Source organism: Flavobacterium sp., assembly GCF_046293665.1.
In the GTDB taxonomy this organism is placed as follows: Bacteria; Bacteroidota; Bacteroidia; order Flavobacteriales; family Flavobacteriaceae; genus Flavobacterium.
Genome location: NZ_JBKBOL010000005.1, coordinates 123,968 through 137,790, shown reverse-complemented (window position 1 = coordinate 137,790; position 13,823 = coordinate 123,968). Strand labels below are relative to the sequence as shown.

The 13,823-nt window shown below is 35.6% G+C and carries 13 protein-coding genes; 12 read left to right on the top strand and 1 reads right to left on the bottom strand.

Features of this window, described 5'->3' with window-relative positions:
* Positions 1-10 precede the first annotated feature (10 nt).
* From ACK4R1_RS09405 to ACK4R1_RS09350, 12 genes are all read left to right on the top strand, one after another.
* Positions 11-1,138 (top strand): methionine aminotransferase, encoded by a 1,128-nt coding sequence (locus tag ACK4R1_RS09405; RefSeq protein ID WP_409686213.1) that lies wholly within the window; start codon positions 11-13, stop codon positions 1,136-1,138.
* Positions 1,139-1,200: 62 nt separating this feature from the next.
* On the top strand, positions 1,201-2,811 hold the full coding sequence (locus ACK4R1_RS09400; RefSeq protein ID WP_409686211.1) for a transcriptional regulator: 1,611 nt from the start codon (positions 1,201-1,203) through the stop codon (positions 2,809-2,811).
* Positions 2,812-2,921: 110 nt separating this feature from the next.
* Positions 2,922-4,718 (top strand): T9SS type A sorting domain-containing protein, encoded by a 1,797-nt coding sequence (locus ACK4R1_RS09395; protein WP_409686209.1) that lies wholly within the window; start codon positions 2,922-2,924, stop codon positions 4,716-4,718.
* A 144-nt stretch (positions 4,719-4,862) separates the two neighbouring features.
* A complete protein-coding gene (locus tag ACK4R1_RS09390; protein ID WP_409686207.1) occupies positions 4,863-5,795 on the top strand; it encodes a T9SS type A sorting domain-containing protein in 933 nt (310 codons plus the stop codon).
* 144 nt (positions 5,796-5,939) lie between these two features.
* A complete protein-coding gene (locus ACK4R1_RS09385; RefSeq protein WP_409686205.1) occupies positions 5,940-6,821 on the top strand; it encodes an SDR family oxidoreductase in 882 nt (293 codons plus the stop codon).
* Positions 6,821-7,405 (top strand): hypothetical protein, encoded by a 585-nt coding sequence (locus tag ACK4R1_RS09380; RefSeq protein WP_409686203.1) that lies wholly within the window; start codon positions 6,821-6,823, stop codon positions 7,403-7,405. Before ACK4R1_RS09385 ends, ACK4R1_RS09380 begins: the two co-directional genes overlap by 1 nt.
* A 122-nt stretch (positions 7,406-7,527) precedes the next feature.
* Positions 7,528-8,295 carry a ParA family protein gene (locus ACK4R1_RS09375; protein WP_409686201.1) on the top strand — a complete coding sequence of 256 codons (768 nt, stop codon included), beginning with the start codon at positions 7,528-7,530 and terminating at the stop codon, positions 8,293-8,295.
* 3 nt (positions 8,296-8,298) lie between these two features.
* On the top strand, positions 8,299-9,198 hold the full coding sequence (locus tag ACK4R1_RS09370) for a ParB/RepB/Spo0J family partition protein (protein WP_409686199.1): 900 nt from the start codon (positions 8,299-8,301) through the stop codon (positions 9,196-9,198).
* Entirely contained in the window at positions 9,198-9,755 is a 558-nt protein-coding gene (locus ACK4R1_RS09365; RefSeq protein ID WP_409686197.1) for a DUF5683 domain-containing protein, read from the top strand. Before ACK4R1_RS09370 ends, ACK4R1_RS09365 begins: the two co-directional genes overlap by 1 nt.
* Positions 9,755-10,459 (top strand): 4-hydroxy-tetrahydrodipicolinate reductase, encoded by a 705-nt coding sequence (dapB, locus tag ACK4R1_RS09360; RefSeq protein WP_409686195.1) that lies wholly within the window; start codon positions 9,755-9,757, stop codon positions 10,457-10,459. The genes ACK4R1_RS09365 and dapB overlap by 1 nt, the downstream gene beginning before the upstream one ends.
* A gap of 71 nt (positions 10,460-10,530) precedes the next feature.
* On the top strand, positions 10,531-12,081 hold the full coding sequence (gene lepB / locus ACK4R1_RS09355; RefSeq protein WP_409686194.1) for a signal peptidase I: 1,551 nt from the start codon (positions 10,531-10,533) through the stop codon (positions 12,079-12,081).
* Positions 12,082-12,154: 73 nt separating this feature from the next.
* On the top strand, positions 12,155-12,769 hold the full coding sequence (locus tag ACK4R1_RS09350; protein ID WP_409686193.1) for a WbqC family protein: 615 nt from the start codon (positions 12,155-12,157) through the stop codon (positions 12,767-12,769).
* Here ACK4R1_RS09350 and ACK4R1_RS09345 read toward each other — a convergent pair whose 3' ends face one another.
* A complete protein-coding gene (locus ACK4R1_RS09345) occupies positions 12,770-13,819 on the bottom strand; it encodes an endonuclease/exonuclease/phosphatase family protein (protein ID WP_409686192.1) in 1,050 nt (349 codons plus the stop codon).
* Positions 13,820-13,823 lie beyond the last annotated feature (4 nt).

Here is a 13,823-nt window from a genome sequence, read left to right as displayed (position 1 = left end):
AAACAAATTCATGTCCAAACTTCCTCATATCGGCACGAGTATATTCACCGTAATGTCACAAATGGCAACGGAACACAACGCTATTAATCTGTCTCAAGGGTTCCCAAATTTTTCGATTGATGAACGATTGACTGCTATTCTATCAAAACTTTCCAAAGAAAATATTCATCAATATACGCCAATGTCTGGTTTGCCATCGCTTTTGGAAAAAATTGCAATCCTAACAAAACAATCTTATGGAAGAGCAGTTTTTGCCAAAGAAGAAATCCTTGTGACAGCGGGTGCTACTGAAGGTATTTTTGCCACCATTCAAGCTTTGGTTAAAGCCAATGAAGAAGTAATTATCCTGGATCCGAGTTATGACTGCTACGAAGCGCCTATTTTGTTAAGCAATGCCAAACCTGTTAGAGTTTCACTCAACAATGATTTTACACCCAATTGGGAAGTGATTTCGGCTGCAGCCAATGAAAAAACCAAACTCATCATTATCAACAATCCGCACAATCCAACAGGAAAAATGTGGACGGAGAATGATTTTATCCAATTGGAAAAATTAATCGAAACCCACCCTAAACTCTTAGTGCTTTCTGATGAAGTTTATGAGTACATTACTTTTGAGCAACCTCATATTTCAGTACATAACCGCCCGAAATTATGGCATCGAAGTATTTCTGTATCGTCATTCGGAAAATCATTTCACATAACGGGTTGGAAAATCGGGTACGTCATTGCGCCGGAAAATATAATGAAAGAAATTAAAAAAGTGCATCAGTTTATGGTTTTCAGCGTAAGTAGTATTGCCCAACATGTGCTAAATGACTATATAGATTTGGTTGACGTAAAAGCTTTAGGACAATTTTACCAACAAAAAAGAGACTTTTTCAGAAACCTGATTAAAGACACTAAACTCGAACTTTTGCCTTGCGAAGGCACTTACTTTCAGGTCGCTTCTTATGCCAATATTTCGGATGAAAATGATTTAGCTTTTACCAAAAGATTGGTCACCGAATTCGGCATAGCAACCATTCCGATTTCTACTTTTTACGCCAATGGAAATGACCCTAAATGCATTCGTTTTTGTTTTGCTAAAGATGACGAAACCCTACAAAAAGCGGCTGAATGTTTACTAAAATTATAGTTGTTTACTATATGTCAACCTCATTTTAAATAAGTAAACCCAAAAAAATCTATTTTTGGATTATGAATTCTTGGAAATCCTTTTTGATTTTACTCGTGATTGGCTTCGTTGGTGATGGCTATACCCAAACATCATCGAACAAGTTGTTGCAAAAAGGCTGGGTCGAACTTGTCAAAGACAACGAAACTGAAGCCTTTAAACATTTTTGGGAAGCCAATGAAAAAGCGACCAAAGACAAAAATATCAAAGACAAAGCTGATGCACTGTTTTATCTTGGTGTTTGTTCCTATGGTTCCAGTTTAGAAAAAGGACTTCAATTTGCCACACAATCGTTAGACCAATACAAAAAATTGGAGAAAACCAACGGTGAAGAAGCTAAAATAGGTCGATACAAATGCCTACAACTCATCAGTACGATTTACAGTCGCCAAAAAAAATATGAAGACGCCTTGCGACTAAGCATGGAAGTCGTAGCCGAACTCAAAGACAAAAAAGACAGCACCGGAACTTTGGGCCTGGCTTATAACAGTTTGGGCGGTTTATATGAATTAGAGAATGATGCTGAAACTTCCGAAAAGTATTTTAAATTGGCTTTAAATGAATTTGAAAAACTGAACAATGTTGCTTATTTACCAACAACTTACTTAAAATTCGGGGAATTGGCGAAGCAAAAAAATCAGAAAGAGAACAGTCTGAATTACTTTAAAAAAGCATTAGAATTAGCCGAAAAGACCGAAAACAAGCAAGCACAAGTTTATGCGCTTATTGCCCTTGGAAAATGGCATTTGAATTTTGAAAATAACTTTATCGTAGCCGAAAATTATTTTGGAAAAGCCAGAATCATAGCTATTCCCTTAACCGATAAATTATTCGAAATCAAAACCATAGAAGGTTTAATTGAATTAAAAAAGAAGCAAAATGATTTCCAAAAAGTGAGTCAATTGCAAGAAGAAGTCATCCAAATCAAAGACAGTTTTTATTCTTTCGAAAGAGAACAAATTGTAAAAAGTCTCGAAGTGCAATTTGAAGTTTCAGAAAAAAACAGAAAACTCGAACTGATTTCCAAAGAGCAAGAAGTGTCAAAATTGACCAATTATCTCTTGATTACTTTATTAGCCTTACTAATTCTAATTTTTACGATTTTGTATTTCTTCTTAAAAAGAATCAACAAACGCGACAAGCAATTACTCAAAACCAAAGAAGAATTAGTTGCCTTGATGGAAGAACAAAAAAACCTGAAAGAACAACAATTCCAGAACGACATTGAACACAAAGAAAGTCAGCTTAGTGCCGTAACTATTCAAATGATTGAGAAAAATGAGATTTTGGACGAAATCAAGAATATCATCAACAAAAAAACGCCAAATTCCGAAAGCGAACTCAAAAAACTAGTTAGCAAATACACCATTCAAGACAACAACTGGCGCGACTTTGACAACTATTTTGAAAGCGTGAACAAAAACTTCTATACACGTTTAAAACAAAAATATCCGGACATCAGTGCTAACGATCTGAAAATTTGCGCCTTAATCAAATTAAACCTATCCATCAAAGAAATGGCTTCCATCCTCAATATTTCTCCCGATAGCGTCAAAACAGCACGTCACCGATTGAGAAAAAAACTGCAATTGAACACTGAGGAAAATTTGACCGACTTCATCCTTAGCGTATAAAATCCTTTAAATACAGCTATTTACGTTAGTGTTTACCTAATGTAAACCCGAAAAATTGAGTAGAAAGAAACAAGCTTTATAATTTTGACTAAATCAAAAAAATAAAAGCTATGAAACATTTTTTTACCAAAAGTATTACTTTACTGTCACTTTTGACCGCTTTAACTATTCCCGAGAAAAGTTTAGGGCAAACACCAACATTGCAATTTGCCAAATCAATGGAAACCCAACACGAACATGGCGTTTGGTCACGTTCTACGGTTACCGACAGCAACGGAAACATTTACATTACCGGATTATACCATGGAACTGTGGATTTTGACACCAGTACAACCGGTAGTTTCCCGCTAGTTTACCAAGGCGGAACGGTCAATGTTACTGATGGCGAAGCCGATGTTTATGTGGCTAAATACAATTCGGCAGGAGAATTTATTTGGGCCAAAAACCTAATTGAACCCACTTTTGCTAATATGAATGAAGAACGCGCTTCTTCAATGATTATAGATGACAACAACAACCTTTACTTAACCGGTTTTACCAGTACGCGAGGATTCTTTATCTCAAAATGGAATAGCGATGGCATTGAAATTTGGACCAGATATTTTGACGATGCTGAAGAAAATTTCGTCACCACTTTTGCCCTTAAAAAGTCGAATAATTCCATACTAGTTTCCGGACTTTTTGCCAGCACCATGGATTTTAATCCTTCAGTATCACAAACCGAAACACTGACAGCTTTCAACAATGATGGCTTTCTCTTGTCGCTTTCAGACAACGGAAATTTTGAATGGGTAAAACAATTCAGGTGCAATGGAGCAGTATTGATTAGTGGTTTGGAAGTGGATGACGCTAACAACATTTTTCTGAGCGGCATCTTTTTAGGAACCGTCGATTTAAACCCAAGTACAACAGCCAATACTTTTATTACTTCACAATCGGTATCTTTCGGCGCTATCAGTTCAGGGTTTCTGGCTAAATTCACTAGTAATGGTGAGCTCATTTGGAATCGTCACATTAGCGGTACAAGTACAACCGATGCATTTATGACTTTCATCAAAAAAGACAGCAACAATAACATCATCATGACCGGTTCTTATAAAGGAAATGCAACATTTTTACCTACTACAACTTCTTTGAATACCAATGGGTTTTACAGTTCTTATTTGGCCAAATACAATACCAACGGCGACTTACTTTGGACCAAACAATTCGGAACACCAACAAGCACTCAAACTACCTTTTTCCCTTCTTCGTTCTCTGCCAATGTTATTGTAGACCCTTGTGACAACATTTATGTATCGGGTGAGTTTCAAGGCAATTGTGATTTTAATCCTGCTGTTGAAGAAAAAATATTGAGTACTTTGAACAATACTATCGATGCTTTTGTGGCTTCATATTCTTCTTCAGGCGAACATTTATGGTCGATGGATATTGGCAAATTCGGGAATGTGGTTTTTGTTGACTTTAATGGTTACTTGCCTATTGCTTTAGACCAAAATAATGATTTGGTGATTACCGGAAGTTTCAGAGGTCAGCTCGATTTTGATCCGTCACCTACTAATGAATTTCTTTTGAATTCGAATAACAATGGAATTCCAAATAACGCTGGATTGTTTATCGCTAAATATGAAAATCCGTTAACTTGTCAATTGAACAATGAAGCTTTTGAAGATTTTAATTTCGAAGTTTATCCAAATCCTTCAGATGGTTTAGTTACGATTTCAACCAAAGAATTTGACCAAAGCACTAGTTTGTCTGTATTTGATATTACCGGTAAAAAAGTGTTTTCACTTAGTGTCGAAAACGAAGTCACTACTTTAAATCTCAGAAACCTTGGTAGCGGAATTTACATCGTTAAACTAACCTCTGTAAATAAATCATCTCACAAAAAATTGATTATAAAATAATTAAAAGCTTCTAAACCGTAAAAACATTTTAATGATGTTTACCTATTGTCTACCTAAATTTTGAGTGAATTTGAAATCTTATCTGTACTTTTGATATTTAAGAAATTGCTATGAAAAAAATTTCTGTGAATTAAAACATGTCGCATGAAACAGAATTATCTCTTTTTAAGTTTCGCTTTATTACTCATTTCGGCAGCCAATGCTCAAGTGGTCAATGGAAATTTTGAAAATGTAAAGCCAAATCTTTTACCGAGCAATTGGGGAATGAATTTTACGCAACCCATAACCATTGACATCCCAAGCGGAGCGACAACTTTTGACCAAATTCAATATACTTCAAATATTCCATCTATGGTTTATGCCTCGACAGATGCTTTAAACGGACAATATGCTATGGAAATCTCAAATGCCCTTAATGCAACACAAAACGAGGTCATTTCTGGTAGTGCGACGATTTTTAGCGATGCCTCTCAGGATTTTCCGGGTTGGAATGCCGGAATTCCATTAGCTCAAAACGATCAAGTTTATATGATTGGGTTTTATTATAAATTTTTACCAATGGGTAATGACATAGCCGAAGCGAAAATTGAAGTTTTTGACATTAACGGACAAACTATTGGTACCGCAACAGTTGACATTATGGGAATCAATAGCGAGTTTGAATACATTTATATGCCGATTCATTTCACTTCAAATGCCATCAAAAGTGCTATGACCATTTCTTTTTCGATGGCAAAAGAAGGTTCTGTACCAACTTTTGGTAGTCGTTTATTAATAGACAATGTAGTAACTAATTTTGAGGCTTTAAATATTGATGAAACGCCAATCACTTCCGAATTTAAAATGTTTCCTACTTTCACAGACAATCAATTGAATATCATTCCGGGATATTTACAAAGTGACTTCATTGACTATAAGATTGTTAATATGCAAGGTAAAATCATCATGCAAAATACCACAGTCGACAATTCCAATTACATTTACACCATGGAGGTAAGTTCATTAAGTTCAGGAATGTACTTTTTGCAAGTCACCTCAAAAAAAGGAAGTATCACCAAAAAATTCATCAAAAAATAAAACGTTTAGGTTAATACGTAAATTGTATAAACCGGATTGAAAATCATCACTTCAATCCGGTTTATTTTTTTTCTAAAGGCTAAGTTTATATCTTTACACACGAGCCCGTTGGGCAAACCGAACGTAGTTAAAAAATAAAGCTTTATGAATTTTTCAGCAAAAATGCTTCGCGACGATGCCTTGGCAGACAAAGTAATTGTAGTAACCGGAGGTGGAAGCGGTTTGGGCAAAGCCATGACCAAATACTTCTTAGAATTAGGTGCCAAAGTCGCCATTACTTCAAGAGATATCGAAAAACTAAAAACCACGGCTGCCGAATTAGAAACTGAAACAGGAGGACAATGCTTGCCATTGCAATGTGACGTTCGTCATTATGACCAAGTCGAAGCGATGTTGGCTGAAGTTTTAAAAGCCTTCGGTAAAGTTGATGTTTTATTGAATAATGCCGCCGGAAACTTCATCTCGCCTACCGAAAGATTATCCGCTAATGCTTTTGATACGATTATTGATATCGTTTTAAAAGGTTCTAAAAACTGTACGTTGGCTTTTGGAAAACATTGGATTAATACCAAACAAACGAATTGTAATGTATTGAATATTGTCACTACTTATGCTTGGACTGGTTCAGGTTATGTAGTACCAAGCGCGACTGCCAAAGCCGGTGTTTTAGCCATGACTCGCAGTTTGGCTGTTGAATGGGCCAAATACGGAATCCGTATGAACGCCATTGCTCCGGGACCATTTCCAACCAAAGGCGCTTGGGATAGATTGTTACCCGGAGATTTAGCCGAAAAATTTGATATGGCTAAAAAAGTGCCTTTAAGACGTGTAGGCGACCACCAAGAATTGGCCAATTTAGCGGCTTATATGGTTTCTGACTTTTCAGCGTATGTTAATGGTGAAGTTATTACCATTGATGGCGGCGAATGGCTACAAGGTGCCGGTCAATTCAATATCTTGGAAAAAATTCCTCAGGAAATGTGGGATATGTTGGAAGCGATGATTAAAAATAAAGGAAGTAAGTAATGGAAAATTTCTTCTCTAATATACTAAATGTTTTAACTGACAAAAATATATCATTTTCTAGGAGAACTATATTTACAATTAGCTTCATCTTTTTATTATTTGTAATAAATGATACATTTAATTTCTCGTTCAACTACAGGACTAATCAAAAAATTTCTCAATTAAAAAATATTTACGAGATAATCCCTAATGATAGTACAGCAAATATTAACAAACGAAAACATTTACATCAAATTGAAAATGAAATAATTAACAGAAAACCGATTATAGCTAAAGTTAAAAATTTCACAAGTGAATTAATCTCAGGTAAAGGAATGAGTGCTTATCAGATTAATATATTTTACAGACTATTATCTGGGCTGACGATTTACATTCTTTTAGCTCTAATATTCCCTTTCGTAGAAAAAGACAAAAAAGCATTAAAAGAAATTTTTATAGGCATAATTGTAATTGCAGTTTCAATAAATTTTCTGTTATTTTTGATTCCAACATTTGAAAACAAAAGTATTAACTATTGGATTAATTTAGGTGTTTCTATCTTATCACTACTAGCTCTAGCAATATATGGAAACAGAAAAAAGTAAATTTTTCCTCTTTTCTCTTCCTTCTTTTCTCTCGCTCAAAACTTTACCTAAATGTTAACAAATAAGCCTTGACAAACCCATAATTAATCGTATTTTTACGGCTCAAAATCTATCAAAAATAAATGGGTAAAATCATTGCAATAGCCAACCAAAAAGGTGGTGTCGGAAAAACAACAACTTCTGTAAATCTTGCCGCATCACTGGGTGTTTTAGAAAAAAAAGTGTTATTAATTGATGCTGATCCACAAGCCAATGCGAGTTCAGGTTTGGGTATTGATGTAGAAAGTGTTGAAATTGGTACTTACCAAATTTTAGAACACAGTAACACTCCGGCAGAAGCTACTATTGCTTGTACAGCACCTAATGTTTGGGTTGTTCCGGCACATATTGATTTGGTGGCCATCGAAATCGAATTGGTTGATAAAGAAAACCGCGAATACATGCTAAAACAAGCCCTAGAAAGCGTAAAAGACCAATACGACTACATCCTTATTGATTGTGCGCCATCGCTAGGTTTATTGACTTTGAATGCTTTAACCGCAGCCGATAGTGTAGTAATTCCGATTCAATGCGAATATTTTGCGCTGGAAGGTTTAGGAAAATTGCTGAATACTATTAAAAGCGTACAAAAAATACACAATCCCAACTTAGATATCGAAGGCCTTTTACTAACAATGTATGACTCGCGTTTGCGTTTGTCAAATCAAGTTGTAGAAGAAGTTCAGAAACATTTCAACGATATGGTGTTTAAAACCATCATTCAGCGTAATGTGAAATTGAGTGAAGCACCAAGTTTTGGAGAAAGCATCATAAATTTTGACGCTACCAGCCGAGGCGCTACAAACTACTTAAGTTTGGCACAAGAAATCATCAAGAAAAACAGCAATTAAGCCATGGCAAAAGCGATAAAGAAACAAGCCTTAGGAAGAGGATTATCTGCCCTATTGAAAGATCCTGAAAACGACATCAAATCGGTAAACGATAAAAATGCCGATAAAGTGGTTGGGAATATCATCGAATTAGACATTGAATCTATTGAGATTAATCCGTTTCAGCCGAGAACCAATTTCAACGAAGAATCTTTACAGGAATTAGCCTCTTCGATTAAGGAATTAGGGCTTATTCAACCGATTACCGTTCGTAAATTAGACTTCAATAAATACCAACTGATTTCGGGAGAACGCCGTTTGCGTGCTTCTAAATTGGTCGGATTGACCACTGTTCCGGCTTACATTAGGATTGCCAATGACAACGAGTCGTTGATTATGGCTTTAGTGGAAAACATCCAACGTCATGACTTAGATCCGATTGAAATTGCCCTTTCGTACCAAAGATTGATTGACGAAATACAATTGACCCAAGAACAAATGAGCGAACGTGTTGGTAAAAAACGTTCGACTATCGCTAACTATTTAAGGCTATTAAAGTTAGATCCGATTATCCAAACCGGAATTCGAGATGGATTTATCAGTATGGGACATGGTCGTGCCATTATCAATATCGAAAACCAAGACATTCAAGCTGATATTTACCAAAAAATTGTAAGCCAAAATCTCTCTGTTCGTGAAACCGAAGCTTTGGTAAAAAATTACCAAGACAGTTTAAAACCGGCAGCGACTAAAACGAAAAAAGGAGAAAGTTTTGCCATAGCTGAAGACCAAAAAAAGGCTTTCACTAATTTTTTCGGCACCAAAATCGACGTCAAAGTAGCCGGAAACGGTAAAGGTAAAATCACCATTCCTTTTCACTCTGAAGAAGATTTTAACCGTATCATCAAATTAATCAAAGGTTAGTGAATAAGCTACACTACATAATTGTTCTTTTTTTTCTGATTGGAAATCAAAGCCTTTTTTCACAAGAAGTGATTAACGGATTAGTGGTTACCGATACGACAAAAATGAAAGAAATCGACCCGTTAACTCCTGCAAAAGCTGCTTTCTACTCGGCTATTTTACCTGGTTTAGGTCAAGCTTACAATAAAAAATATTGGAAAATACCCATCGTTTACGGTGCTATCGGAACGAGTATGTATTTCTACCTTGACAATAACAAAAAATACCACAGCTATCGCGATGCTTATAAAAGAAGATTGGCCGGTTTTAACGATGACCAATACCAATATCTCGACGATTCTCGTTTGGTTCAAGCCCAACGATTTTACCAACGAAACAGAGATTTATCGCTGATTGTAACCCTTGGGTTTTATATTTTAAATATTGTTGATGCCAATGTTGATGCACATTTAATCCAATTTAATGTGAGCGACAAACTTTCCGTTGCGCCAGATGTTTACCAAAATGATTTCACGGCTAAACCCAATATTGGCCTAACTTTAAATTACAAATTCTAATGAAAATTGCACTTCTGGGATACGGAAAAATGGGTAAAGTGATTGAAAGAATCGCTTTGGAAAGAGGACACGAAATTGTTTTGAGAAAAGACGAATCCAATACTTATGAAGGATTAGAAAATGCCGATGTTGCTATTGATTTCAGTGTGCCGATGGCTGCTGTTCAAAACATTTCAGAAGGCATCAACCGAGGAATTCCGGTAGTTTGCGGTACAACCGGTTGGTTAGAACAATACGATGAAGTAGTACAATTATGCCAAGAAAAAAACGGTGCTTTTTTATACGGTTCCAATTTTAGTTTGGGTGTCAATTTATTCTTTGAACTCAATGATTATTTGGCCAAAATGATGGCAAGATTTTCATCAGTTTACAAAGTGTCTATGGAAGAAATTCACCACACTCAAAAACTGGATTCTCCGAGTGGAACAGCTATTTCTTTAGCCAAAGGCATTATCGAAAACTCGGCTTACGATTCTTGGACTGAAGAAACGGCTACTGAAAACCAGATTCATATCGATGCCAAAAGAATTGAAAATGTTCCCGGAACGCATAGTGTTTACTACAGCTCAGACGTTGACTTCATTGAAATCAAACACGTAGCGCACAATCGCGAAGGTTTTGCTTTAGGCGCTGTTTTAGCAGCCGAATGGATTATTGGAAAAAACGGTGTGTTTTCAATGAAAGATGTCCTTGACTTAAAATAACAAAATTCGAAATTGTAACAAAAGCTTAGTTTGATAAACTTATGGCCAAATAAACTTTTAAACCCAACATTATGTCAACATATCAATGGTTAGTTTTTTTCTTGATAGTTCAAGTCATCCACGGTTTAGGCACTTGGAAATTATATGAAAAAGCAGGAAGAAAAAGATGGGAAGCTTTTGTCCCGGTTTACAATGCAATCGTTTTGATGAAAATCATCGGTCGCCCAACTTTGTGGACCTTACTCCTATTCGTTCCAATCATCAATTTGATTATGTTTCCGGTAGTTTGGGTAGAAACTTTGAGAAGTTTTGGTCGAAAATCAAGCGCTGACACTTGGTTAGGAATTTTTACTTTTGGTCTTTATATTTATTACATCAATTACACCCAAAACGTTACTCATATCAGCGATAGAAGTTTAGTGGCAAACACGAAAACCGGAGATACCATAAGTTCTATTCTTTTTGCAATAGTAGTAGCCACTTTAGTGCATACGTATGTTATGCAACCATTTACTATTCCAACCTCATCTTTAGAAAAGTCATTGTTAATTGGTGATTTCCTTTTTGTAAGCAAGTTTCATTATGGTGCCAGAACACCAATTACGACTGTTGCCGCACCAATGGTTCACGATACGTTACCCATTGTAAAAACAAAATCATACTTGAGTTGGCCACAATTGCCTTACTTCAGATTTCCCGGATTTGAGAAAATTGAAAAAAACGACATTGTTGTTTTCAACTGGCCAGCGGATACCGTTTACAAATTTTTTGACACTTCAGGCAGAAGTATTGTTAAGCCAATTGACAAAAAATCAAATTATGTTAAGCGGTGCCAAGGAACTCCCGGTGATAACTTAGAAATCAAAAATGGAGTAGTTCATATTAATGGAAAAGAATTGATTTTACCTGAAAGGGCTAAGCCACAACACGCTTATTACATGACTTATGATGCGAATGTAGCTATCGATTTTGAGTATATTTTAAAAGAAGTAGGTTCAACCGATGGTGCCGGGTTTATAAATCAAACAAAAGATACTATTTTTATTAAAGCCCTAACTAACGAAGGCGCAACTGCTTTGAAACAAGTTAGTGGCATTAAATCGGTGACCAAAGTTATCAATAAAAATGCAGAAGGAAATATTTTTAGCCGAAATCCAAATTGGAGTTCTGATAACATGGGGCCTATTTATATCCCTGAAGCTGGAAAATCGATTACTTTAACTAAAGAAAATCTTCCTCAATACAAGAGATTAATCACTGTTTATGAAAAACATGATTTAAAAGTAGTGGGTGACGATATTTACATTGATGATCAAAAAGTGACTACTTATACTTTCGCACAAAACTACTATTGGATGATGGGAGACAACCGAAACAACTCTGAAGACAGTCGTTATTGGGGTTTTGTTCCCGAAGATCATGTCGTTGGTAAACCGGTATTCATTTGGTTAAGTTGGGATACCAACGGAAGCGGACTCAACAAAATTCGCTGGGACAGAATGTTCACCACCGTTAACGGAGAAGGCCAACCGGAATCCTACTTAAAATACTTCCTTGGTTTAGTAGTTTTGTATGTTTTGGGCGATTATTTCTGGAAAAAGCGAAAAGACGCTAAAGCTTAATTGTTACAGGTTGTAAGTTGTAGGTTATAAGCTAAAAAACGTGCAACTACAACTTAGAACTTAGAACCAATAAATGAACAACATACTTATCCATCCAAGCTATTTCCCGTCCATCAGTCATTTTGTGGCGATGGCCCAAAGTGATTTGGTGACTTTTGAAATGGATGACAATTTCCAAAAACAGACCAATCGGAACCGAATGTACATTTATAGCCCAAATGGTATTCAGTTGCTAAACATTCCTATAAAACATTCCAAAGAAGCGCATCAAAAGACCAAAGATGTTAAGCTGGAAACTGCTTTTGATTGGCAAAAACAGCACTTTAAATCGCTTGAGGCTGCTTATAGAACTTCCCCTTTCTTTGAATATTTTGAAGATGATATCCGTCCGATATTTGAAAAAAAGCATGAATTTCTAATGGATTTAAATTTTGAAACTATGTCAATTGTTTCAAAATGTCTCGGACTCGAATTCGACTATAATGAAACTACTGAGTTTTTTCATGAAGTAACCGATAAATTGGATTTCAGAAACTTGATTAATGGTAAAAAAGACACCTCGAAGTTTGAATCTTACACTCAAGTTTTTGGAGAAAAACACGGCTACTTGAACAATTTAAGCATCTTGGATTTATTGTTCAATGAAGGTCGGTATGCTTTGGATTATTTGAAGAAACAAGAATTATAATTACTTCACAAAAGAAAGTCTGGTCATTACCGGAAAGTGATCGGAATTCTCAAATTTGGAGAAACTTTTAAAACTCTTTACTTTCATACTTTTATTGGCAAAAATATAATCGATTCTTGCCGGATAATATTTGAATTTATACGTTTGTCCAAAACCATTTCCGGCTTCTTCAAAACAATCATTCAAGTCACCTTTTATATTTCTGTAGATATATGAAAACGCACTATTGTTCATGTCTCCGCAAATGATTACCGGATATTTACATTCTTTTTTATGATTTACTAAAACGGCGGCTTGCTGTTCTTGTTTTTTGAAAGCGTCTCTTATTCTTCCAAAAAGTTGCTGCGATTTGTTTTGATCAATCGTCTCAACGTGTTCTTGAATTTCACTGACATCGGGTGAAATTTTTATGGATTGTAAATGAATATTGTACACGCGAATGGTGTCTTTTCCTTTTTTGATATCGGCATAAATAATATTATTTCCCGCTTGCGGAATTTTAAAATCGCCTTGATTAAAAATTGGGAATTTTGAAAAAATAGCTTGTCCGGTTTTGATTTGCTTTCCTTCCATGAAAATTGCTTTGTACTTGTACACTCTTAAATCTACTTTTGCATTTTCAGAATACTCTTGTATGCAAAGAATATCCGGGTTTTGCTCATTGATAAAAGACAAAATCGTATCGCCAACATGATCATTGGGAAGCCAATCAAACAAGTTAAACAAACGTACATTGTAACTCATTACCGTAAAATCTTTCTCTTCTTCGGGCAAATCATTAGAAGAAAACTTATAAAATTTATTGATAAAAGTAATGCCCAAAAGTAAAACCAATCCAGAAAGCATTACTTGTCGCTTTAACTGTATCAGCCAATAAACAAAAAACAGCGCATTTAGGATAAGAAACATCGGCAGAATCAAAGTCAATACCGAAAGTAACGGAAATAATTTTGGCGCCAAAAAAGGCAATACATAGGCGATAAACGTCAATACAGTCACTACTATATTAAACCCGAAAACCACTTTGTTGAACCACGATAGTTTCTTCATTTAC